Origin of the sequence: Pseudomonas sp. ML2-2023-6 (genome assembly GCF_037055265.1) — a bacterium.
In the GTDB taxonomy this organism is placed as follows: Bacteria; Pseudomonadota; Gammaproteobacteria; order Pseudomonadales; family Pseudomonadaceae; genus Aquipseudomonas; species Aquipseudomonas kulmbachensis.
The window spans coordinates 3270122-3292801 of the sequence record NZ_CP146347.1 but is presented as its reverse complement, the minus strand read 5'-3'; the positions used below and the strand labels follow the sequence as shown (position 1 = coordinate 3292801).

Below are 22680 nucleotides of genomic sequence, written 5' to 3'. Positions count from 1 at the left end.
TTACATGATACATACCACAGTACATAATCGTAGGAGAGAGCCATGGCTCGTGGCGGCGTAAACAAGGCGGTCGTTCAAATTGCACGCACGGCGATCCTGGCCCGCGGTGAACACCCGAGCATTGATGCGGTACGTATCGAGATGGGAAATACCGGATCGAAAACCACGATCCATCGCTACCTTAAAGAGCTGGACGAGGTCGATTCGCGCCGTGGCGCACCTCAAGAACAGATAGGTGACGAGCTGACCGAGCTGGTGGCCCGCCTCGCTCAGCGCCTGCAGGAACAGGCGCAAGAGCCTATAGACCGCGCCCAGGCGCATTACGAGCAGCTGAAAGTCCAGTTGCAGGATCAACTGAGCGAGGCGCAAAACGCCCAGGCACAACTTGAACAACAGCTTGAGATTCAAGGCGCGGCACTGAGCCTGGAAAGCACCAACCTTGAAGCCACTCGTTCAATGCTGCAAACCGAACAGACCCGCAACGCCGCGCTGAACCAGGCGTGCAGCGACTTTGAGCTACGCCTCAATGATCGTGACGAGCAGATTCGCTCGCTGGAAGACAAGCACCTTCACGCCCGCGACGCGCTTGAGCACTACCGCAGCGCCGTCAAGGAACAACGCGAGCAGGATCAGCGGCGCCATGAGGGGCAATTGCAACAAGTGCAGATGGAGCTGCGGCAGGCGCAACAAAGTGCACTGGTACGCCAGGATGAAATCACCCAGCTGCATCGCGACAACGAACGCGTACTGAGCGAAAGCCGCGCACTCAATAAAGAGCTGAACCAGGCCAACGACCAGCAGCACAAACTGAGCAATCTCAACGGACAGTTGAGCGCGCAACTGAGCAAGCTGCAAAGCGAATGCACTCTGCTTCAGGAACGCCTGCGTGTGGCCACGCAAGAAAGCGAAGGCTTGAAACAGGCACACAGCGAAACCCAACACAGCAACAGCGAGCTTGCCCTGCGCGCCATCAAGGCCGAAGCGGCACTGGAAAGCCTTCAAGCACGAAATAAGAATGAGGACGAAAGCAAAGCCCCGTAGCAGCTGCCGAAGGAACGAGGCTGCGTCCGGCGGCGTAGCCGTCGCGAAATCAGACACCGCGGTGCGCCAGTTAAAACAAGTACTCAGGGTTTACGACGACTACGCCGCCGGACGCAGCCTCGTTCCTTCGGCAGCCGCTACAAATGATCCGCAATCCTCGTTCAGCAACCGTTCAGCTAATGCAATCAATTCCTGTTTGGGAATACGTATCAATATGTTACAAACTAGCCCCCTGACTATTAATCACGCGGGCTTTCACCATGCTGGTTCCATTTCTGATCATGCTGCGCGAAGGGATTGAGGCCGCACTTATCGTCGGTATCATTGCCAGCTACCTCAAGCAAACTGGCCGCGGTCAGTGGATGCCCGCCGTGTGGATCGGCGTCTTTCTGGCCGCTGCACTGTCGCTGCTGATCGGTGGCGGCCTGGAATTAATGAGCGCCGAATTCCCGCAAAAGCAGCAGGAGTTGTTCGAAGGCATCGTCGGCCTGATCGCCGTCGGCATTCTCAGCTCGATGGTGTTCTGGATGCGCAAGGTGGCGCGCTCCATCAAACATTCGCTGCACACATCTCTCGACCAGGCTTTGGCTGGCTCCAAACATCAAGTCACCGCCCTTATTGCCATGGTGTTCTTTGCGGTCGCCCGCGAAGGGCTCGAAACGGTGTTCTTCCTGCTCGCCGTATTCCAGCAGAGCGAAGGCCCGGCCGCGCCTCTGGGCGCCCTGCTCGGCCTGATTCTGGCTATTTTCGTGGGTTTTGCGATTTACAGCGGCAGTATGCGCTTGAACCTGGGTCTGTTCTTTCGCTGGACCGGTCTATTCATCCTGGTGGTTGCCGCAGGAATTTTGGCCAACTCGGTGCAAGCCCTGCATGAAGCCGGTCTATGGAATCACTTACAAGACGTGGTGTTCGATATCAGCGCCCACCTGCCAATGGACGGCCCCCTGGGCTCGGTACTGGCAGGCATGTTCGGTTATCAGGATGCGCCAACCGTCAGCGTGCTCGGTGCCTATGTGATTTATCTGGTGGTAACCCTGGCAATGTTCTTCCGCCCGCCGGCACCAGCGAAAACTGCACACACCTCCTCAGTAACAAACCCATAAGGCCAAACATGCCTACCCCTGCAAGCGGTACACCCCCACGCGCTTTGCGCTGGGCGGTGGCCGGCTCGGTGATCGTGATGATCGCGGCCGGCGGATTGTTTTACTACGCCTCGCAACTGGCTGCGGCCAAACGCAAGGTTCACAACAACGAAGTCACGGTGACCATTCACCCCCACAGCTGTGAACCCAATGCACTGACCGTACCGGCTGGTTTCAACAGCTTTCGTATCGTCAACGCCTCGGAACGGGCGGTTGAATGGGAGATCCTGGACGGCGTACTGGTAGTTGAAGAGCGTGAGAATATCGCTCCTGGGCTGAGCCAAGTAATTAACGCAACCCTGGCTCCAGGTGATTACGCCATCACTTGCGGGCTGCTCAGCAACCCCCGCGGCACATTGCACGTAACACCCACCGCAGAGTCCGAAGCCCGCGCCAATGCGCGACCGTCAATGGTAGCGTTTATCGGCCCGCTGTCGGAGTTCCGGGTGTACCTGAGCAGCCAGGGCAGCGCACTGATCAAGGCCGTTGACGCACTGTCGCAGGCCATTGCCGCCGATGACCTGGTGCAGGCGCAGGCTTTATATATTCCCGCCCGCGAGGCCTATCAGCGCCTGGCTCCGGCAGCACAGCGCCTCGCCGAACTGGATAACGCGATCAACGCGCGTGCCGACTATTTCGAAAAACGCGAGCAGGACCCGGGCTTCACCGGCTTCCATCGCCTGGAATACGGCCTGTTCGATCAACGCAGCACCCAGGGCCTGATACCTGTTGCCCAACAACTGCAAGCCAATGCCATACAACTCAAGCAACAGTTACTGGCGCAATCGCTGCCCCCCGAGCAACTGGTGAGCATTGTTGCGCGCACCCTCCACAACTTGGCCGACACTCGCGCCAACAGCGGCGAAGAGGAACGCTACAGCCATATCGACCTCAGCGGCTTTGCCGCCAATCTTGAAGTTGCGCGCAAGGTGGTTGACCTGCTGCGCCCACTGCTGGCCAGGAAAAATGCCGATCTACTGCACAGCATAGACAGCGCCAGTACCTCGCTTGAGGCCGAGCTCAATGGTCTGAAAACCGCACAGGGCTACCGCACCTACGACACGGTCAGTTCCGAACAACGCCAACAAATCAGTAACAAGGCCAAGGTTCTGGCCGATGCACTCGATGGAATCGATCCCGCCCTCGGCCTTAGCGGCCTGTAATTGCAGACGAGACGCATATGAGCGATTCAGAACACAACCCGGACTCCTTCAACCTGCAACGCCGCCGCATCCTGATGGGCATGGGGGTCGCGGGGGCTGCACTGGCCGGTGGCGCCCTGAGCTGCCCAGCGCTGGCTGCGGGCAACCCGGCCAGCGCGCAAGTGACCCAAGCGCCCAGCAGTGACAAGACCCAAGACCATCACGTTTTTCACGCCCAACACCAAAATGGCATTGTCACCCCGCGCCCGGCCGCGGGCATGCTGGTGGCCTTTGATGTGCTGGCCAGCGACCGGCAAGACCTGGAGCGCTTGTTTCGCACCCTGAATGAACGCATTGCCTTCTTGATGAAGGGCGGTGCAGTCCCCCAGATAGATCCCAAGTTGCCACCGGTTGACTCCGGGATTCTCGGCCCGGTTGTAACCCCGGATAACCTGACCGTCACAGTCTCGGTAGGCGAATCGCTGTTTGATGAGCGTTTCGGCCTGACATCAGTCAAACCCAAACGCCTGAGTCGCATGCAAGGCTTCCCCAACGACGCACTGGAGCCTGCGCAGTGCCATGGCGATTTGAGCCTGCAATTTTGCGCCAATACCGCCGACACCAATATTCACGCCCTGCGCGATATCGTAAAAAATCTGCCTGACTTGTTGTTGGTACGTTGGAAGCAGGAAGGCACCGTACCACCACAAGCTCCCGCCAAGCCTGGCGAACCAGCGCAGAGCGCACGCAACTTCCTAGGCTTTCGCGATGGCTCGGCCAACCCCGACTCCAACAACGACACCACGATGAACCAGATTGTCTGGGTGCAGTCCGGTAGCGACGAGCCCGCCTGGGCAGTCAACGGCAGCTATCAGGCAGTGCGCATCATCCGCAACTTTGTCGAGCGCTGGGATCGCACGCCACTGCAAGAACAGGAAAGCATCTTCGGTCGCAACAAGGCCACCGGCGCACCCATGGACGGCAGTCGCGAAACCGAGGTCCCGGACTACAGCAAGGACCCCCACGGCAAAATCACCAAAATGGACGCCCACATTCGCTTGGCCAACCCGCGCACCGCGCAAACGCGCAACAGCTTGATCCTGCGCCGGCCATTCAACTACTCCAATGGCGTCAACAAAAACGGCCAGCTGGACATGGGCCTGCTGTTTATCTGTTACCAGCGCGATCTGGAACAAGGCTTTATTGCCGTGCAAACCCGCCTCAACGGCGAGCCACTGGAGGAATACCTCAAGCCCGTGGGCGGCGGCTACTTCTTCACCCTGCCGGGCGTTCGCGACAACCAGGACTTTATTGGCCGTTCATTGCTCGATGCAGCCACCCCCCTTACCCGCACCTGAACCTCAACCCAACCGGAAAGAGTCCCATGAAGAAGACGCCGCTCGCACTGTTCCTGGCCCTAGGCTTGCTCCACACCCCGCTCCCGGTATTGGCGGCAACCGCTCCACTGGATTTGGTGCAACCTGTTTCGGACTATAAGATTTACGTCACCGAGCAACTGGATGAGCTGGCCAGCAACACGCAAAAATTCACCGACGCCGTAAAAAAGGGTGATCTGGCCACAGCCAAAAAACTCTACGCCCCGACCCGCGTCTACTATGAGTCGATCGAGCCGATTGCCGAACTGTTCAGCGACCTCGACGCCTCCATCGACTCACGGGTCGACGATCATGAAAAAGGCGTAACGGCACCTGACTTCACCGGCTTTCACCGCATCGAATACAGCCTGTTCTCCGAGAACAGCACCCAGGGCCTTGATCAACTGGCCGACGGCCTGAACAAAGACGTCAAGGACCTGCAAGCCCGAGTCGCCGGACTGACCTTCCCGCCCGAAAAAGTCGTCGGTGGCGCTGCCGCCTTGATGGAAGAAGTGGCCGCGACCAAGATTTCCGGCGAGGAGGACCGCTATAGCCACACCGATCTCTACGACTTTCAAGGCAACGTAGATGGCGCGAAAAAGATCTTCGATCTGTTCCGCACGCAAATAGAACAGAACGACAAAGCCTTTGCCGCCAAGGTGGATAAAAACTTCGCCACGGTGAACAAGATCCTGGCCAAGTACAAAACTGCCGACGGTGGCTTTGAAACCTACGACAAGGTCAAGGAAAACGACCGCAAGGCACTGGTCGGCCCGGTCAACACCTTGGCTGAAGACTTGTCGACCCTGCGCGGCAAGTTGGGCCTGAACTAAAGTTTATCGACGGCGCCAGCCAATGTGATACGCGTCACATACCCACAGGTTGGCGCCGCAGCATTTACCTCGTACGCCCCCCCGCAAACTTGCTTCTTGCCGTGCATCACTGTTCAAAGTCATTTCTCTACTGTAAGAAGCTTGTTATCCAGGAGAAACATTATCATCTGTGCAAATACTGTTCGGGAGCTGCAAATACTTTCCTGAATAGCACCTGTCTAGCAGCTGGAAAACATGCACTGTTGATCCAACTTTCATAGGTTTTTCACAAGGAGGCGTTTAACGTATGCACTATCTCAAATGGCAAAGCCCATAGAGTTATCAAGAAAATCATGTAGATAACACAATCGAGTGACTTTACCTTTGTCAGTAATAGGCTTTACTGGGAGCGGGCGCGAGTCCTTACAGTGCGCTTTAACCAGGTTGACTTAGACATGTCGTCTTGTGCCAATGAAACTGACTGGAACGAATACTTTGAAACCTTACCCAATCCAGTGTGTGTCGATCGTCATTCCGGTCTACAACGAAGAACAGAGCCTGCCAGAACTGTTGCGCCGCACTGAAGCTGCCTGCGCACAACTGAGCCAAGCCTACGAAATCGTGCTGGTCGATGACGGCAGCCGTGACAACTCGGCGCAAATCCTGCAAGAGGCCGCTGAGCGTGAAGGCAGCCATGTGGTCGCGGTTATCCTCAACCGCAACTACGGGCAACATGCCGCGATCATGGCCGGCTTCGAGCACTCCAAGGGCGATGTGGTCATCACCCTCGACGCCGACCTGCAAAACCCGCCAGAAGAAATCCCGCGACTGGTTGCGCAGGCAGCACTGGGTTACGACGTGGTCGGCACCGTACGCAACAACCGCCAGGACTCTGCCTGGCGCCGCTGGCCTTCACGCCTGATCAACCTGGCCGTGCAACGCTCCACCGGGGTTGCCATGAGCGACTACGGCTGCATGCTGCGCGCTTACCGCCGCAGCATCGTCGACGCCATGCTCGCCTGCCGTGAGCGCAGTACTTTTATCCCGATTCTGGCCAACAGCTTTGCCCGCCATACCACTGAAGTGCTGGTCGAGCATGCCGAGCGCGAGCACGGCGACTCCAAGTACAGCCCGATGCGCCTGATCAACCTGATGTTTGACCTGATCACTTGCATGACCACCACGCCTTTGCGCTTGCTGAGCATTATCGGCTTCAGCATGGCTGCCCTTGGCGTCGTGTTCGCGATTGCGCTGATCATGCTGCGCCTGATCTTCGGTGCAAGCTGGGCCGGCGACGGTACTTTTGTACTGTTTGCGGTGCTCTTCGTGTTTACCGGCGGCCAATTTATCGGCATGGGCCTTTTGGGTGAGTACTTGGGCCGCATGTACAGCGATGTGCGTGCACGACCACGGTTTTTCATTGAAAAAATTGTTCGAGCCGAATCTTCGACGTCCACTGTTTCAACTTGCAACTCGACTTCTTCTACTTCGACACAGGTCCAATCATGAGTTTGAAAGCCGTTGTTTTCGCCTATCACGATATTGGCTGCACAGGCATCGAAGCCTTGCTCAATGCAGGCTACGAAATTGCAGCTGTATTTACCCATGCTGACGACCCCAAGGAAAATAACTTTTACGGCTCGGTCGCCCAACTGTGTGCCCGTAAAGGTATCCCGGTTCACGCACCGGAAGACGCTAACCACCCACTGTGGATCGAGCGCATTCGCAAGCTGAACGCCGATTACATCTTCTCGTTCTACTACCGCCACCTGCTGGGCGAAGAACTGCTGGCCAGCGTCAGCAAAGGTGCTTTCAACCTGCATGGCTCGTTGCTGCCGCGTTATCGTGGTCGCGCACCAGCCAACTGGGTACTGGTCAACGGCGAAACCGAAACCGGCGTCACCCTGCACCGCATGGTCAAGCGTGCTGACGCAGGCGACATTCTGGCTCAGCAGCGCATCAGCATCGAGCGCTCGGACACCGCACTGAGCCTGCACGCCAAGCTGCGCGAAACCGCCGCTCAACTGCTTGCCGAAGCCTTGCCATTGCTGCCTCAGGGCAAGCTGACCGAAACTGCGCAAGACGAATCCAAGGCCACCTACTTCGGTCGCCGCACCCCGGCTGACGGCCTGCTGCAATGGACTCGCCCGGCCGAAGAACTGTTCAACCTGGTGCGTGCCGTTACCCAGCCGTACCCGGGCGCTTTCTGCGCCGTGGGCGAGCACAAACTGATTGTCTGGGGCGCCGAAGTGGTTGCCGGCAATGAGGGCCTTGCACCTGGCCAGGTCATCAGCTGCGACCCACTGCGCATTGCCTGCGCTCAAGATTCCCTGCTGATCACTGCCGGTCAGCGCAACGACAACGGCCTGTACCTGAGCGGCCCGCAACTGGCCCGCGAACTGGGTCTGGTTGAAGGTTCGCGCCTGCGTGGCAGCGAGTCCGGTCGCCCGGCACGTCGTACCCGCGTCCTGATCCTGGGCGTAAACGGCTTTATCGGTAACCACTTGTCCGAACGTCTGCTGCAAGACGACCAGTACGAAGTGTATGGCCTGGACATCGGCTCCGACGCCATCGAGCGCCTGCGCAGCAATCCCAACTTCCACTTCGTGGAAGGCGACATCAGCATCCACACCGAGTGGATCGAATACCACATCAAGAAATGCGACGTGGTTCTGCCGCTGGTGGCCATCGCGACGCCTATCGAATACACCCGCAACCCATTGCGCGTATTCGAACTGGACTTCGAGGAAAACCTCAAGCTGGTGCGCTACTGCGTCAAATACAACAAGCGCGTGATCTTCCCGTCCACGTCCGAAGTGTATGGCATGTGCCAGGACAAGAACTTCGACGAAGACACCTCCAACCTGATCGTTGGCCCGATCAACAAGCAACGCTGGATCTACTCGGTCTCCAAGCAACTGCTTGACCGCGTTATCTGGGCCTACGGCCAGAAGGGCCTGAAATTCACCCTGTTCCGTCCGTTCAACTGGATGGGCCCACGCCTTGACCGTCTGGATTCGGCACGGGTTGGCAGCTCGCGTGCGATCACTCAACTGATCCTGCACCTGGTGGAAGGCACCCCGATCCGTCTGGTTGACGGCGGCGAACAAAAACGCTGCTTCACAGACGTGGCCGACGGTATCGAAGCTCTGGCACGCATCATCGACAACAAGGGTGGCAAGTGCGACGGCCAGATCATCAACATCGGTAACCCGGATAACGAAGCCAGCATTCGTCAACTGGGTGAAGAGTTGCTGCGTCAGTTCGAAGCGCATCCACTGCGTGCCAACTTCCCTCCGTTTGCCGGTTTCCGCGACGTAGAAAGCCAGTCGTTCTACGGTACCGGCTACCAGGACGTGAGCCATCGTAAACCAAGTGTTGAAAACGCCCGTCGTCTGATCGACTGGACACCCACCACCGAGCTGAGCGAAACCATTGGCAAGACCCTGGACTTCTTCCTGCGTGAAGCCATGGTAGAAATCGCGGAAAAACGCTGATGCAAGCTGGACTACGTATTGATGTCGACACGTACCGTGGAACCCGTGAGGGGGTTCCACGGTTACTCGAACTGCTCGACGAAGCCCAGATCAAAGCCACGTTTTTTTTCAGCGTGGGGCCGGACAACATGGGCCGCCATTTATGGCGGCTGATCAAGCCCCAGTTTTTCTGGAAAATGATGCGCTCCAAGGCTGCCAGCCTGTACGGCTGGGATATTTTGCTGGCCGGCACCGCCTGGCCAGGCAAACCGATCGGCAAGGATCTGGGGCACTTGATGCGCCAGACCCTGGCCGCGGGCCACGAGGTTGGCTTGCACGCCTGGGATCACCATGGCTGGCAAGCCAACACCGCACGCTGGAGCGAAGCGAAATTGATCGAGCAGATCCGCCGTGGTGTCGAGACGTTGAGCGACATCACCGGGCAAGCCGTCGAGTGTTCGGCCGCCGCAGGCTGGCGTGCCGATGAACGCGTAGTCCAGGCCAAGGAAACCTTTGGCTTTCGTTACAACAGTGATTGCCGCGGGCACAGTCTGTTTCGGCCAAGGTTGGCTGATGGCAGGCTGGGCGCGCCGCAAATCCCTGTGGATTTACCCACCTTCGATGAAGTGGTCGGGCCCGAGCTGAGTGCCGCCGATTTCAACTCATTCATTCTTGATCGCTTCAGCCCACAAAAGCTGAATGCGTACACCATCCATGCAGAAGTAGAAGGGATTCTAATGGCCAACGACTTCCGTCAATTGCTTGCCCAGGCCCGGGCGCGTGACATTCATTTCCAACCCCTGCGGGACTTGCTCCCCGCCGATCTCGACAGCCTGCCAGCCGGGCAACTGAGTCGCGGCGTGCTTGAAGGCCGTGAAGGCTGGTTGGGAGTGCAGAAGCCATGACTCAGCGCTGGACGATACCGCTGCTGGTTTTAGCCTTTATCGCGTTTTACCTGCTACCGCTGGGCACTCACGGCCTGTGGATTCCTGACGAAACGCGCTACGCACAAATCGGCCAACAAATTCTGGTCGACGGTAACTGGATCACCCCGCACTTCATGGATTTGCGTTACTTCGAGAAGCCGATTGCCGGCTACTGGATGATCGCCATCGGTCAGGCCATTTTTGGCGAAAACCTGTTTGGCGTACGCATTGCCTCAGCCATCGCCACCGGCCTGAGCGTGTTCCTGGCTTATGCCGTGGCCCGTCGCCTGTGGAATGACCCGCGCAAGAGCTTTGCCTGCGCGCTGGTGTACATGACCTTTGGCCTGATTGCAGGCCAGGCCGGGTATTCCAACCTCGATCCGCAATTCACTCTGTGGGTCAACCTGAGCATGGTTGCCCTATGGTTTGCCGTGGACAGCCGCTCGCGCCGTGATCGCCTGATCAGCTGGGCGGTACTGGGTTTTGCCTGCGGCATGGGCTTTATGACCAAAGGCTTTCTGGCCCTGCTGCTGCCGGTTCTGATCGCCCTGCCCTACATGATTTGGCAAAAACGCTTTCTGGAACTGGTCAAGTATGGCCTGGTAGCCATGCTGGTCGCCGCTGCCGTCTCGCTGCCATGGGTGCTCGCGGTTCACGCCCAGGAGCCCGATTACTGGCGCTTCTTCTTCTGGCACGAGCATATCCGCCGCTTTGCCGGTGACGATGCCCAGCACGGTCGTCCGTGGTGGTTCTACTTGCCGTTGATGGTGGTCTCCAGCTTGCCGTGGGCAGCTTTGTTGCCCGCGACCTTCAAGGACGCCTGGCAAAACAAACGCCATGCCAGCGTTGTGTTCATCCTGCTGTGGCTGTTGCTGCCACTGGGCTTGTTCAGCCTGAGCAAGGGCAAACTGCCGACCTATATCATGCCGTGCATGCTGCCGCTGGCACTGCTGCTGGGCCACGCGATGATGCAACGTGTCGAGCAGGCCAAAACTGGCGCCTTGCGCGTTAACGGGCTGGTCAATCTGTTGGTCGGCGGCGCGGCATTGCTGGCGCTGGTCTACTTCCAGATCAAAAAGCCGTTCTATGACAACGAGCCGCAGCACATGGCGCTGTTGGTCGTGGTGCTGCTGACCTGGATCGTGACCGGCCTGCTGACCTTGTCCAAACCGCTGAAAATGTGGGCAGCCCCTGCCGTGGCCATGGGCGTGCTGGTACTTGCGCTGCCTGCGGCTATGCCGACCAGCGTGGTGCACAACAAAATGCCCGACCAGTTCATCCTTGAACACATCGACGAACTGGCCCAGGCCAAAACCTTTCTCAGCAACGACCTGGGTGCGGCTTCTGCCCTGGCCTGGCGCCTGCGTCGTCCGGACGTGACGCTTTACAACACCCAGGGCGAGGTCAAATACGGCCTGACCTATGACGATGCCAAAGGCAAAAGCATTGGCCTGGATCAGATTGGCCAATGGATGACCGACGCACGACGCCAAGGTCCTGTAGGCGTGGTAATGCGGGTCAAGGACAGCGATGAAAGCCATGAAATGGACGAGCTGCCCAAAGATGCCCAGCGTTATGACGAAGGCAATATGGTGATTCTGATATTCCCGCAGATCACTCCATGACCTTGACCCTGCTACTGCTGGCTTGCCTGTTGACTTGCGCCGGCCAGATCGCCCAGAAGTATGCCGTCGAGGGCTGGCGCGGAATCGACACCGGGGTAGCGCAAAAACTGCGCTCCCCTTGGTTATGGCTGGCACTGCTGTGTCTGGGTCTCGGTTTGCTGGTGTGGTTGCTGGTATTGCAACGGCTGGAGGTCGGGATTGCTTACCCGATGCTCAGCCTCAATTTTGTGTTGATCACTCTGGTCGCCCGCTACCTGTTTAAAGAAACCATCGACCTGCGTCATTGGGTGGGTGTTGGACTGGTCATTGCCGGGGTGGTTTTACTGGGGCAACACGCATGAGCCTGCGCCGTGGATTTATCTTTGCTTCGGGCAGCGTGTTGCTGGTCAGTTCTGCCCAACTGGGTATGCGCTGGAGCATGACCCGCTTGCCGGAGCCTGCCCAATGGGTGAGTGCAATCAGTCAGGGCGAAGTATCAATATCGGCATTGGCCGTGGTGCTTGCGGCAATTGCTGCTTATGCCTTGTCGATGCTGTGCTGGCTGCTGGCTCTGCGCGATTTGCCGTTGGGCCGCGCCTATTCGCTGTTAAGCATCAGTTACGCACTGGTTTATCTGCTGGCTGCAAGCCTGCCGGTATTCCATGAAAGCTTCACCCTTTCAAAAACCCTTGGTGTGACGCTGGTCATTCTAGGGGTGCTTACGATCAACTCTCGACGTACCCCAAGTTCCAGGAACTGCGCATGAAAATCAGTGTATTTGGTAGTGGTTATGTAGGCCTGGTGCAGGCGACGGTATTGGCGGAAGTCGGCCACGACGTAATCTGCATGGACATTGACCAGAAAAAGGTCGAGTTGCTGCAGCAAGGTCACGTCAGCATTTTTGAGCCCGGCCTTTCCAGCCTGGTGCGTGAAAACCTTGAAAGCAAACGCCTGCGTTTTACCAGCGATGAAAAACTCGCCGTTGAACACGGCCAGGTACTGTTTATCGCTGTAGGTACGCCCCCGAGCGAAGACGGTTCGGCTGACCTGGGCCAGGTGTTCTCTGTGGGTGATGCGGTTGCCCGCCACCGCAAGGAACCACTGATTCTGGTCGAGAAATCCACCGTTCCCGTGGGCACCGGCGACGCACTGACTGCGCATATCAACCAGGCCCTGGATCTGGCCGGGCGCTCGTTGCAATTTGACGTGGTATCCAACCCCGAATTCCTCAAGGAAGGCTCGGCAGTTACCGACTGCCGCCGCCCGGACCGCATCATCATTGGCTGCGCCCGCGAAGAAGTGCGCGAGGTCATGCGTGACCTGTATGCGCCGTTCAACCGCAACCATGACCGCATTATTTTCATGGACCTGCGCAGCGCAGAGCTGACCAAGTACGCTGCCAACTGCATGCTTGCGACCAAAATCAGCTTTATCAACCAGATTGCCGAACTGGCCGAACACCTGGGGGCGGATATCGAAGCCGTGCGTCTGGGTATTGGCGCCGACACGCGCATTGGTTATCACTTTATCTACCCTGGCTGCGGCTACGGCGGTTCGTGCTTCCCTAAAGACATGCGCGCGCTGATCCACAGTGCCCAGCAGGTCAATTGTTCGAGCGACTTGCTGCAAGCGGTCGAAGCGATCAACGAACGTCAGAAACACAAGCTGTTCGATCGCATCAATGCATTTTTCAAGGGTGACCTCAAAGGCAAGACGTTTGCTCTGTGGGGCCTGGCATTCAAACCCAACACCGACGACATGCGCGACGCGCCGAGCCGTGTGCTGATGGAAGCCCTGTGGGCAGCCGGTGCCGATGTGCGCGCTTTTGACCCCGAAGCCATGCAGGAAACCCAGCGTCTGTACGGCGATGAGCCACGCCTGAGCCTGATGGGCACCCCGGAGTCGACCCTCAACGGCGCAGATGCGTTGATCGTGTGTACCGAGTGGCAACAATTCAAGGCGCCGGATTTTGACCTGATCAAACAGCGCCTGAACACTCCGGTGATTTTCGACGGCCGCAACCTGTATGAAGGCGAGCGTCTGGCCAAGGTCGGCCTGCAATACTTCCCGATGGGCCGGGGTGAGTCGTGCAACTTGCCGGTAGGTTCAACAGCCATTTAATGATCTAACAGCGCCGCCATTGGTAACAGTGGCGGCGCTTTTTTATGCGCCCTGATGAGTCAAGGAGACTCGAGATGCCTGCCGACTTCAACGACACAGCTTTGCTCACCCTGCGCAGGCAATCCCTGATTCTGGGTGCATTCGCTTTGCTGCTGTTTATCCTGGGCAACCATCAAGAGGCGGCGATAGGCTTTGATTCGCGCTTTGTCATGTTTGCCAACGAAATGCTGCGCCATGGCCCCGGTTTTTTCCCGACCACCTATGGCCAACCCTATGCGGACTACAGCGCTACTTCCACGGTATTTACCTGGTTACTGGCGCTGCCCTTTGGCAAAGTCACCAGCCTGACTGCATGGCTACCAACGGCCATTGCCAGCGCAACGCTGGTGACGTTGATGTACCGCCTGGTTGCGCCACAATCGACAACCTGGGCGCTGGTCAGCGTGGCCTTGCTGTTACTGAGCATGACCTTTATCACCGAAACCCGGGCTGTTTCGCTGGACCAAATGCTTGCAGCCGTGAGCTTCAGTGCATTTTACCTGGCCTACTCCCACGATCACTTTGGCACGCCACGCCGTCATTTCTGGCTACTGGCCCTGCTGGTGCTGGGGTTTGCCATTCGCGGCCCGATCGGCCTGGTGATCCCTACCGGCATTCTGTGCAGTTACTACCTGCTCAACGGCCAGTGGCGCCGCCTGATCAGCTTTGGGCTGCAAGCGCTGGCACTGCTGGTGCTGTGCATTGGCACATTGCTGATGTTGGCCTGGCTCAGTGGTGGCGAAGCCTTTGTCCACGAAGTGATCCGCATGCAAGTTACCGGGCGCATGGACGGCACTGAAGGCGCGAGCAGCGTGCTGTATTACTTCACCAGCTCGATGGGCAACTATGCGCTGGCCTATCCGCTAGCCGTTGTAGTGCTGGTGGCGATTCTGGTTGCCGGGCGCAAGCAGTCGGGGCCAGCCTTGCAACTGGTCAAATATTGCGTTGCAGCTGCTCTGGTGGTGATGATCGGGCTGTCGATTCCCCAGGCGAAAAAAGCCCGCTATCTGCTGCCCATGTTGCCGATGGCGGCCATCATTGCGGCGTATCAGTTTCAGGTCATGAGCGGACGGGTGTTTGGCGTCTTGCGCGGGTTGATTCAAGGCCTGTTCTTGCTGCTGCCAGGCTTGCTGATTGTCGGTCTGGTGGTGGTACGCCAGCGGTTTGGCGAACAGCTGCCGTCATTGACTGCTACTTTCGTCATCCTCGCGGTACTGCAAGTTCTGGCCCTGGGCCTGCTGTTCAAGGCCCAATGGCGGGTTGCAGGACTGGCGGCGTGTGCGGTACTGGCACTGTGGAGCAGCTATATCACGGTGTTTGAACCCGCTGAACGCAGCCTGTATGACACCCGCACCTTTACTTTAAAGGCTATGCAACTGATCGATCAGGCACCGGCTCCTGTGGTGCTGCACGGCATGGGCAAGGATGCGAAGGCGATCAAGTTCATGGTCAACGTTGACCGCGATCTGCTGCCGCTGTTCACCCAATCGCCCGCCGAGCTGACAGCATTGCCATCTCCGGTCTGGATCGTCATGGACCGCAAGGACTATCAGGCCTTGCAAGGCAGCGAGCTGGGCAACATGGCTCCGGCACTCAGCGGGCGTTTCGACAAGAACGATTACGTGTTGCTGCATCTGCCTTGATTGCAAGGCGTGGGAGCGAGCCTGCTCGCGAAAAACATTCGCGAGCAGGCTCGCTCCCACTTTGGCACAGAGTATCTACATACCGCGTATCGCGTGCAGTTACGCCCACAAACATTGCGCCTGCAGGTACAATCTGCGCCCTCTTCTTTCTTCCAAGGAATCCCAATGTCAGGGCTTGAACTGTTTGCCGCCGCACTCGGCGTCATTGCCGTCTGGTTAACAGTCAAACAAAACCCCTGGTGCTGGCCCATTGGCCTGGTAATGGTGCTGCTTTACAGCTGGATCTTTTTCGAGATCAAGCTGTATTCAGGCATGCTGCTGCAGGTGTTTTTTGCGCTATTGCAAGTCTATGGCTGGTGGCAGTGGACTCGCACCGGCGCACAACATGAAGGCCGCGTAGTCTCTCGATTAAGCACCTTGCAAGTCCTTGCAGGCTTGGCTATAGGCGCTGTGGGCAGTGTTGCACTGGGCGCCGCAATGGCCCATTGGACAGACTCCGATTTCCCCTGGTCCGATGCCACGCTGACGGCTTTCAGCCTGGTTGCGCAATTGTGGATGGCCCAAAAACGCCTGCAGTGCTGGGCCCTGTGGTGCGTGATAGACGTGCTTTACATCGGTTTTTTCGCCTATCAGGATCTGTACCTGACCGCCGGTCTCTACGCGCTGTTTACCGTGATTGCCATTCAAGGCTTGCGTGACTGGCACCGCGACCCGGCGCTACGGACATGAAGGTATTGGTGCTGGCAGGGCCCGAGTCGAGCGGTAAAAGCTGGTTGTCGGCGCTATTGCAGCAGCGTTTTGGCGGCATTTTGGTGGGCGAATACGTTCGTTACTTTATCGAGCAAAACCCTCGGGATACCTGCCTGGCGGACATCCCGGCCATCGCCCGCGGCCAGCTTCAATGGGAAGATCAAGCCCGTGCCAGACAGCCCGAATTGCTGATTCTGGACACTCATCTGCTGAGTAATATCCTGTGGAGCCAGACCCTGTTTGGCGACTGTCCCTCCTGGCTTGAGCCTGAGTTGTTGAGCCGTCATTACGACCTGCATTTACTGCTGTCCCCCGAAGGTGTGGAGTGGACAGCTGATGGCCAACGCTGCCAACCCTCCCTGGCTGAGCGCCAAGCGTTTTTCAGTGCCAGCCGCCAGTGGCTCGAACAGCATCAGCAACCCATGCTCGTGATTGCCGGCGACTGGCAGGCTCGTCAGCAACAGGCTTGCGCGGCGGTTGAACGATTGCTGGCGAGCAAAATCGATTGCGGGTTACCAACAAGGCCAATAGCCAGCTACGCTCAAGATGTGACACAGCCTGAAAATTGACTTGGATCAGTCCGGTCAAGAAAGTTTTAAAAAAGTGACGAAAGTGTGTGACCTGATACGGGTCTGAAGTCATCAGTACAAGTAACCAACCGAACGGTACGCCCAGCCGACGGTTAATCACTTGATGGGCACACCAGAGAGACGACCCTATGAACGCCCCGCTCCGTTTCAACGAAGCACTTTTGATTGCCGGCCACGCCTTTGAACCTTTTCAATGCGTCGCATGGGCTGCCCAAGATGGCAACGGCGAATTGAGCCTGACTGTCATTGACCGCACCAACACCCGTATCGGCCGCAAACAGATCCCGCGCAGCGCCTGCGCAGACGCTGCCCAGCTCGAAAGCCTGCTGGCACAAGCCCGCGCTGAAATCAGCAGCGAAGGCTACACCCTGCAGCCTTGGGTCATGCCAGCGTAATCAGCTGCACAGCTGATACGTGGGAACGGGTTTGCTCGCGATTGAAACGCAACGGTCTTCCAGCAAAATCAATGCGTTTCGTCGCAGCACCGCTCCCACAGCGGGTTAACCATGTTTACACGGGTTCCAACCCGTCAATATGCTGATAGTCGACATTCAGCTCCGTCGCCATCTGACGCGAGCGACCCAGTCGAATCGGGCCTCTCTCGATATCGATCAACAGCCCCGGGCAGTCTATTGCGGGCATCCCTGACCACTGTTTCAAACGGCCATCGGTCAGCAGTAAAAAGCGCTGCTGCTCTTGCGGGTAGTGTTTGCGCCGCATCTCAAGCCATTTGGCAACTTCCTGCAAAGCTTCCAGTAACGGCGTGCCGCCCCCCGCCCCCAATGCTTGCAGCCACGCATTCAGGGCTGAGGATGCCTTGGCACCACTGACTTGCCACTGCGCAGTCTGCCCGCTGGCCGTCATGACCGCGACGCGGGCACGTTGCCGATAAGCATCCTCAAACAATTGCGCCAACAGCCCCTTGGCGTCACTCAGGGCCTGATGCCGCCGGGTCGAGGCCGATGCATCGACCACAACCAGCCACAGTTCCTGGGCAGCACTTTGCCGGGTTTTCCAGGCCAGATCAGCACGCTGACGTGGACGCCCACGCAGCAAAGTCTGCACCCAGTCGATCATTCCGCTACCAGCACTGCGACTGGCCCCCTGCTTGCCCGTGGCGAGTTGCCCAGGCTGGGGTCTGGCATCCGCCCCCGCAACAGATCGAGGGCGAATGCCTAGGGCTTTTTTGGCCAGCTCGGCACTTCTCGGCGCGCACCCACTGCCTGGGCTTGTGCTGGCAGTTCACCCCACTGGCCCTGCCCCGAACCGGGCGAAGCGCTGCTGGATTGCGGTTGCGACTGCGGCGGCTCAGGTGTCGGCGCCTGCCCCGTTTGCGCGCGACGCCGATGGCGCAAGGCAAACTCGGCCACGGCATCGATATCTTCCAGGCTGATCGCCGTTGCTCCGCGCCATGCGGCATGCGCCCGCGCAGCACGCAGCCACACCAGATCGGCACGCATGCCGTCGACCGCAGCGGCAAAGCAGCGCTCGGTAATCATCGCCAGGGACTGATCATCCAGCGCAATGTTGTTCAGCAATTCACGGGCCTGCTGGCAACGCAGGCGCAAAGCTGTCTGTGCCGTTTCCCACTGCGCGCAAAACCCTTGCGGGTCAGCGTCAAAGTCCAGGCGACGGCGGATGATTTCGCCGCGCTCAGCCGGTTGAGGCTGGCCGCTCATGGCCACGTTCAAACCAAAACGGTCGAGCAGTTGAGGGCGTAACTCTCCCTCTTCCGGGTTCATGGTGCCAATCAGAACAAAGCGCGCCGCGTGCCGATGGGAAATGCCATCGCGCTCGACCAGGTTGGTGCCGCTTGCTGCGACATCCAGCAGCACATCCACCAGATGGTCAGCGAGCAGATTCACTTCATCGACATACAGCACACCACCATTGGCCTTGGCCAGTACGCCTGGGGAAAACTGCGCCTTGCCCTGCCCCAGCGCCGCGTCCAGATCGAGGGTGCCGACCAGACGCTCTTCGGTGGCGCCCAGAGGCAAAGTGACGAACTGACCGCTGGCGAGCAGATCAGCCAGACCACGGGCCAGGGTCGATTTGGCCATGCCTCGCGGCCCTTCGATCAGTACCCCGCCAATTTTCGGGTCGATGGCTGTCAGGCACAGCGCAAGCTTCAAAGAGTCCGCGCCGACCACCGCCGATAACGGGAAATGCGGGGTGTCAGTCATGTTTTCGGGTTCCAAATTTTAGAATATTGATCCACTTCAAAAAGCCCCTCACCCCAGCCCTGTCACTCTTCTTCTATATCCAGCAACAGGTTTTCCAGCGCCGCTTGGTACTCGCCTGGCTCGCTCCAGAGCCCGCGCTGCTGAGCTTCGAGCAAACGCTCAGTCATGTCGCGCAAGGCATGCGGGTTGTGCTGGCGCACAAACTCGCGGGTATCCGGGTCCAGCAAATAAGCATCCGCAAGCAGGGCGTACTGGTGGTCGTCGATCAAATGCGTGGTCGCATCAAAGGCAAACAGGTTGTCCAGGGTCGCGGCCATTTCGAACGCGCCTTTATAGCCATGCCGCTTGACCCCGTCGATCCATTTCGGGTTGGCCGCCCTGGAGCGGATCACCCGGTTCAGTTCTTCCTTGAGCGTGCGGATTTTCGGCAAGTCCGGCTGGCTGTGATCACCGTGGTAACTGGCCGCCGCCTGCCCGCTCAAGCTTTCGACCGCAGCCAGCATGCCGCCCTGGAACTGGTAATAGTCGTTGGAATCGAGCAAATCGTGCTCGCGATTGTCCTGATTCTGTACCACTGCCTGCATTTGCCCCAGGCGCTGGGCGAACTGGCCGCGTGCCGCAGTGCCCTCATCGGCGCCGCCATAGGCATACCCACCCCAGTTCAGATAGACCTGCGCCAAGTCATCGCGGCTTTCCCACAAGCGGCCATCTATCGCGTTCTGGACACCCGCGCCGTAAGCCCCGGGCTTGGCGCCAAACACCCGCCAACCTGCCTGGCGCGCCGCCAGTTCAGGCGCGAGGCCATCGCGCTCAAGCTGTTCGCGCTCAGTACGGACCTTGGCCGCCAACGGGTTCAGATCATCTGGCTCGTCCAGTGCCGCCACGGCTTGTACGGCAGCATCGAACAGGCGAATCAGGTTGGCAAACGCATCGCGGAAAAAACCCGACACGCGCAAGGTTACATCCACTCGCGGGCGGTCCAGCAGGCTGACCGGGAGGATTTCAAAGTCATCCACCCGCTGGCTACCGGTGGCCCATACCGGGCGCACGCCCATCAGTGCCATGGCCTGGGCGATATCATCGCCGCCGGTACGCATGGTCGCCGTGCCCCACACCGACAGGCCCAACTGGCGCAGATGGTCGCCGTGGTCCTGCAGGTGACGCTCAAGAATCAGGTTGGCCGACTGAAAACCTATCCGCCAAGCCGTGGTCGTGGGCAGGTTGCGCACATCCACCGAAAAGAAGTTGCGCCCGGTCGGCAGTACATCCAGCCGCCCACGACTCGGTGCACCGCTGGGGCCTGCCGGTACAAAGCGCCCGGCCAGGGCATCCAGCAGGCCCTGCATCTCGGCTGGGCCGCAGGCATCCAGACGCGGGGCCACGACCTCAAGCAAGGCGTCGAAAATTGCCCGAACCTCGGCCCATTGCGCGGTATCGGGCAGTTGCAGGGTGCCCTGTAAAGCCTGTTCGATCAGTTGCGCAGCGTACAATTCCAGACGCTCGCGAGTGTCTCCGGCTGTACGCCAAAGCTCGGCGCTGATGGCCTGCAACACGCGAGGCTGGCGTGCTGTCCAGGGTTCGGCCAACGCGCAGTCCAACGGGTCAAAGCCCAGCTCAAAGGCTTTGGCCAGTGCCCGCAGCACACTCGATTGCGCGCCACGGCCATCCCCACGGGGGATGCGCAATAACGCCAGCAGCGTGTCAATACGCAGGCGCCCGGCTGGCGATTCACCGAAGATATGCAGCCCGTCACGGATTTGCGACTCTTTAAGGTCACACAGATAGGTGTCGAGCCGCGGTAGCCAGATCGCCGCATCTGCGTCACTGTCCAGCTTCTCGTCCAGTTGCAGCTCGCGGTCGATGCGGGTTTCACGTACCAACGCAAGAATGTCGCGCTGCAGCTCGCGGGCGCGACGTGGATCAAGTAACTGCGCTTCGTAATACTCGTCGGCCAGCAACTCCAGATTACGCAGCGGCCCGTAGGTTTCGGCACGGGTCAGCGGCGGCATCAGATGATCGATGATCACCGCCTGCGTACGGCGCTTGGCCTGGGCACCCTCGCCCGGATCATTGACAATAAAGGGGTAGACGTTGGGCATCGGCCCCAAAATTGCGTCCGGCCAGCAGTTTTCGGACAGCCCCACGCCCTTGCCCGGCAGCCACTCCAGATTGCCGTGCTTGCCCACATGCACCACCGCATGGGCACCATAGGTATTGCGCAGCCAGAAGTAGAACGCCAGATAAGCATGGGGCGGCACCAGGTCCGGGTCGTGGTACACCGCACTGGCATCCACCTGATAACCCCGCGCCGGTTGAATACCGACAAACGTCAGGCCAAAACGCAGCCCGGCAATCATCAACCGACCGCTGCGAAACATCGGATCGTTCTGCGGCTCTCCCCAGCGCTCGGTCACTGCCTGACGATTGGCCTCAGGCAGACGATTGAACATCGCCAGGTACTCATCCAGAGCCAGGCTCTGCATGCACGGGCGCAGATCGAGACTGTCGAGGTCATTGCTGACCCCTCCCAGCAAGGCTTGAATCAGTGCAGTGCCGGTTTCAGGCAGTTCGCAGTCCACGGGATAACCCTGGGCCTGCAAGGCACGCAAAATGTTCAGCGCCGCCGCCGGTGTATCCAGCCCCACACCGTTACCAATCCGGCCATCGCGGGTCGGGTAGTTGGCCAGGATCAGCGCAATACGTTTTTGCGGGTTGGCCACACGGCCCAGCTCAACCCAGCGCCGCGCCAGCTCTGCGACAAAGTCCATGCGCTCGGGGTGGGCGCGATAACACACCACATCCGACTGGCTGCGTTCACTGCGCCATGCCAGGTCCTTGAAACTGACTGGACGGCTGATAATTCGCCCATCCAGTTCGGGCAAAGCAATATGCATCGCCAGATCGCGCGGCCCCAACCCCTGTTCACTGGCTTGCCAGCCGGGTTCGTTGTCTTGGGCGCAAATGGCCTGAATCACCGGAATATTGCGCCGAAACGGACGCAGGTGCGGGGCTTCTGGGCTCGATTGGGCAAAGCCTGTGGTGTTGAGAATGACCCCGGCCTCGACGTCATCCAACAAGTCCTGCACCACCGCCAGGCACCCCGGCTCCTTGAGACTGGCCACGGCAATCGGCAACGGATTCAGCCCGGCGGCCTGCAGCCGCTGGCAAAACACATCGACAAATGCGGTGTTGGCAGCCTGCAGGTGTGAGCGATAGAACAACAGCGCCGCCACCGGTTGCCCGGCTTGCCAGTCGGCCTGCCAGTTCTTGAGCTCGGCGCTGGAGTGCTGCGGATGATAAATCGCGGTGCGCGGCAAGGTTTGCGGTTCGTCCCACTCATAATCGCGGCCCAGCCACTGACTGGCCAGGCAACGATAGAGTTGCAAGGCGTTATGCCGCCCGCCCTGACGCAAAAAATGCCAGAGCCGCTCGCTCTGTTCGACGGGCACGGTGCTCAGTGCGCTGAGTTCCGGGTCGGGGCGGTCGTCGCCGGGCACCAGAATCAGGGTCACGCCGCGCTCGGCCAATTGCACCAGACGCTCAATACCGTAGCGCCAATAGCCAATACCGCCGTGTAACGACAGCAAAATCACCTTGGCGTGCTGCAGCACCTCATCGAAATATAAATCGACTGAACCATGGTTTTGCACCTGCATCGGGTTGGCCAGACGCAGGCTTGGATAATCTTCAGGCAACTGCTGCGCCGCTTCGGCCAGCAGTGCCAGGCTTGAATCACCACTGCACAGGATCACCAACTCGGCGGGGGTCTGGCCTAAATCGGCAATATTGTCGTCCGATACAAAGCCACCGGGCTGGGTCCTGAGCAAATGCATGG

Annotated in this window: 19 protein-coding genes; 16 read left to right on the top strand and 3 right to left on the bottom strand. The window is 58.9% G+C overall.

From position 1 onward, the window contains the following. Nucleotides 1-42 precede the first annotated feature (42 nt). The 16 genes from V6L79_RS15015 to V6L79_RS14940 all read left to right on the top strand — a co-directional run bounded on the left by V6L79_RS15015 (nucleotide 43) and on the right by V6L79_RS14940 (nucleotide 17057). Entirely contained in the window at nucleotides 43-1041 is a 999-nt protein-coding gene (locus V6L79_RS15015; protein WP_261742270.1) for a DNA-binding protein, read from the top strand. A 260-nt stretch (nucleotides 1042-1301) separates the two neighbouring features. Continuing rightward, on the top strand, nucleotides 1302-2144 hold the full coding sequence (efeU, locus tag V6L79_RS15010) for an iron uptake transporter permease EfeU (RefSeq protein ID WP_338579083.1): 843 nt from the start codon (nucleotides 1302-1304) through the stop codon (nucleotides 2142-2144). 8 nt (nucleotides 2145-2152) lie between these two features. Beyond that, nucleotides 2153-3346 carry an iron uptake system protein EfeO gene (gene efeO, locus V6L79_RS15005; protein WP_261742268.1) on the top strand — a complete coding sequence of 398 codons (1194 nt, stop codon included), beginning with the start codon at nucleotides 2153-2155 and terminating at the stop codon, nucleotides 3344-3346. A 17-nt stretch (nucleotides 3347-3363) separates the two neighbouring features. Further along, nucleotides 3364-4683: an iron uptake transporter deferrochelatase/peroxidase subunit gene (gene efeB / locus V6L79_RS15000; RefSeq protein ID WP_338579082.1), complete on the top strand. Its 1320-nt coding sequence runs from the start codon at nucleotides 3364-3366 to the stop codon at nucleotides 4681-4683. Nucleotides 4684-4709: 26 nt separating this feature from the next. Further along, complete coding sequence (efeO, locus tag V6L79_RS14995; RefSeq protein WP_261742266.1) at nucleotides 4710-5534, top strand: iron uptake system protein EfeO; 825 nt, start codon at nucleotides 4710-4712, stop codon at nucleotides 5532-5534. A 474-nt stretch (nucleotides 5535-6008) separates the two neighbouring features. Continuing rightward, a complete protein-coding gene (gene arnC, locus V6L79_RS14990; RefSeq protein ID WP_261742265.1) occupies nucleotides 6009-7022 on the top strand; it encodes an undecaprenyl-phosphate 4-deoxy-4-formamido-L-arabinose transferase in 1014 nt (337 codons plus the stop codon). Further along, nucleotides 7019-9010 carry a bifunctional UDP-4-amino-4-deoxy-L-arabinose formyltransferase/UDP-glucuronic acid oxidase ArnA gene (gene arnA / locus V6L79_RS14985; RefSeq protein ID WP_261742264.1) on the top strand — a complete coding sequence of 664 codons (1992 nt, stop codon included), beginning with the start codon at nucleotides 7019-7021 and terminating at the stop codon, nucleotides 9008-9010. The genes arnC and arnA overlap by 4 nt, the downstream gene beginning before the upstream one ends. Beyond that, entirely contained in the window at nucleotides 9010-9894 is an 885-nt protein-coding gene (gene arnD / locus V6L79_RS14980) for a 4-deoxy-4-formamido-L-arabinose-phosphoundecaprenol deformylase (protein ID WP_338579081.1), read from the top strand. Before arnA ends, arnD begins: the two co-directional genes overlap by 1 nt. Next, nucleotides 9891-11540 carry a lipid IV(A) 4-amino-4-deoxy-L-arabinosyltransferase gene (arnT, locus tag V6L79_RS14975; RefSeq protein WP_261742262.1) on the top strand — a complete coding sequence of 550 codons (1650 nt, stop codon included), beginning with the start codon at nucleotides 9891-9893 and terminating at the stop codon, nucleotides 11538-11540. Before arnD ends, arnT begins: the two co-directional genes overlap by 4 nt. Next, on the top strand, nucleotides 11537-11881 hold the full coding sequence (arnE, locus tag V6L79_RS14970) for a 4-amino-4-deoxy-L-arabinose-phosphoundecaprenol flippase subunit ArnE (protein WP_261742261.1): 345 nt from the start codon (nucleotides 11537-11539) through the stop codon (nucleotides 11879-11881). Before arnT ends, arnE begins: the two co-directional genes overlap by 4 nt. Beyond that, nucleotides 11878-12285, top strand: a complete 408-nt coding sequence (gene arnF, locus V6L79_RS14965; protein WP_261742260.1) for a 4-amino-4-deoxy-L-arabinose-phosphoundecaprenol flippase subunit ArnF — start codon at nucleotides 11878-11880, stop codon at nucleotides 12283-12285. The genes arnE and arnF overlap by 4 nt, the downstream gene beginning before the upstream one ends. Next, complete coding sequence (locus V6L79_RS14960) at nucleotides 12282-13640, top strand: UDP-glucose/GDP-mannose dehydrogenase family protein (RefSeq protein WP_338579080.1); 1359 nt, start codon at nucleotides 12282-12284, stop codon at nucleotides 13638-13640. Before arnF ends, V6L79_RS14960 begins: the two co-directional genes overlap by 4 nt. Nucleotides 13641-13714: 74 nt before the next feature. Beyond that, nucleotides 13715-15322 (top strand): phospholipid carrier-dependent glycosyltransferase, encoded by a 1608-nt coding sequence (locus V6L79_RS14955; RefSeq protein ID WP_338579079.1) that lies wholly within the window; start codon nucleotides 13715-13717, stop codon nucleotides 15320-15322. 165 nt (nucleotides 15323-15487) lie between these two features. After that, a complete protein-coding gene (pnuC, locus tag V6L79_RS14950; RefSeq protein WP_261742257.1) occupies nucleotides 15488-16051 on the top strand; it encodes a nicotinamide riboside transporter PnuC in 564 nt (187 codons plus the stop codon). Further along, nucleotides 16048-16641 carry an AAA family ATPase gene (locus V6L79_RS14945; RefSeq protein ID WP_321836471.1) on the top strand — a complete coding sequence of 198 codons (594 nt, stop codon included), beginning with the start codon at nucleotides 16048-16050 and terminating at the stop codon, nucleotides 16639-16641. Before pnuC ends, V6L79_RS14945 begins: the two co-directional genes overlap by 4 nt. Nucleotides 16642-16790: 149 nt before the next feature. Continuing rightward, complete coding sequence (locus V6L79_RS14940; RefSeq protein ID WP_261742255.1) at nucleotides 16791-17057, top strand: hypothetical protein; 267 nt, start codon at nucleotides 16791-16793, stop codon at nucleotides 17055-17057. Between the two features lie 115 nt (nucleotides 17058-17172). Here V6L79_RS14940 and V6L79_RS14935 read toward each other — a convergent pair whose 3' ends face one another. From V6L79_RS14935 to cobN, 3 genes are all read right to left on the bottom strand, one after another. Then, nucleotides 17173-17739: a VWA domain-containing protein gene (locus tag V6L79_RS14935; RefSeq protein ID WP_315968158.1), complete on the bottom strand. Its 567-nt coding sequence runs from the start codon at nucleotides 17737-17739 to the stop codon at nucleotides 17173-17175. Nucleotides 17740-17837: 98 nt separating this feature from the next. Further along, nucleotides 17838-18845: an AAA family ATPase gene (locus V6L79_RS14930; protein WP_338579077.1), complete on the bottom strand. Its 1008-nt coding sequence runs from the start codon at nucleotides 18843-18845 to the stop codon at nucleotides 17838-17840. A gap of 62 nt (nucleotides 18846-18907) precedes the next feature. Then, a complete protein-coding gene (gene cobN, locus V6L79_RS14925) occupies nucleotides 18908-22678 on the bottom strand; it encodes a cobaltochelatase subunit CobN (protein ID WP_338579076.1) in 3771 nt (1256 codons plus the stop codon). Between the last annotated feature and the right edge of the window lie 2 nt (nucleotides 22679-22680).

What these genes read in the sequence shown, in the direction of transcription:
- V6L79_RS15015 (WP_261742270.1), top strand. Translation starts at nt 43, where the DNA reads ATGGCTCGTGGCGGCGTAAACAAGGCGGTCGTTCAAATTGCACGCACG.
- efeU (WP_338579083.1), top strand. Translation starts at nt 1,302, where the DNA reads ATGCTGGTTCCATTTCTGATCATGCTGCGCGAAGGGATTGAGGCCGCA.
- arnT (WP_261742262.1), top strand. Translation starts at nt 9,891, where the DNA reads ATGACTCAGCGCTGGACGATACCGCTGCTGGTTTTAGCCTTTATCGCG.
- arnF (WP_261742260.1), top strand. Translation starts at nt 11,878, where the DNA reads ATGAGCCTGCGCCGTGGATTTATCTTTGCTTCGGGCAGCGTGTTGCTG.
- arnD (WP_338579081.1), top strand. Translation starts at nt 9,010, where the DNA reads ATGCAAGCTGGACTACGTATTGATGTCGACACGTACCGTGGAACCCGT.
- efeB (WP_338579082.1), top strand. Translation starts at nt 3,364, where the DNA reads ATGAGCGATTCAGAACACAACCCGGACTCCTTCAACCTGCAACGCCGC.
- pnuC (WP_261742257.1), top strand. Translation starts at nt 15,488, where the DNA reads ATGTCAGGGCTTGAACTGTTTGCCGCCGCACTCGGCGTCATTGCCGTC.
- V6L79_RS14940 (WP_261742255.1), top strand. Translation starts at nt 16,791, where the DNA reads ATGAACGCCCCGCTCCGTTTCAACGAAGCACTTTTGATTGCCGGCCAC.
- cobN (WP_338579076.1), bottom strand. Translation starts at nt 22,678, where the DNA reads ATGCATTTGCTCAGGACCCAGCCCGGTGGCTTTGTATCGGACGACAAT.
- arnA (WP_261742264.1), top strand. Translation starts at nt 7,019, where the DNA reads ATGAGTTTGAAAGCCGTTGTTTTCGCCTATCACGATATTGGCTGCACA.
- efeO (WP_261742268.1), top strand. Translation starts at nt 2,153, where the DNA reads ATGCCTACCCCTGCAAGCGGTACACCCCCACGCGCTTTGCGCTGGGCG.
- V6L79_RS14955 (WP_338579079.1), top strand. Translation starts at nt 13,715, where the DNA reads ATGCCTGCCGACTTCAACGACACAGCTTTGCTCACCCTGCGCAGGCAA.
- V6L79_RS14935 (WP_315968158.1), bottom strand. Translation starts at nt 17,739, where the DNA reads ATGATCGACTGGGTGCAGACTTTGCTGCGTGGGCGTCCACGTCAGCGT.
- efeO (WP_261742266.1), top strand. Translation starts at nt 4,710, where the DNA reads ATGAAGAAGACGCCGCTCGCACTGTTCCTGGCCCTAGGCTTGCTCCAC.
- arnE (WP_261742261.1), top strand. Translation starts at nt 11,537, where the DNA reads ATGACCTTGACCCTGCTACTGCTGGCTTGCCTGTTGACTTGCGCCGGC.
- V6L79_RS14945 (WP_321836471.1), top strand. Translation starts at nt 16,048, where the DNA reads ATGAAGGTATTGGTGCTGGCAGGGCCCGAGTCGAGCGGTAAAAGCTGG.
- V6L79_RS14930 (WP_338579077.1), bottom strand. Translation starts at nt 18,845, where the DNA reads ATGACTGACACCCCGCATTTCCCGTTATCGGCGGTGGTCGGCGCGGAC.
- V6L79_RS14960 (WP_338579080.1), top strand. Translation starts at nt 12,282, where the DNA reads ATGAAAATCAGTGTATTTGGTAGTGGTTATGTAGGCCTGGTGCAGGCG.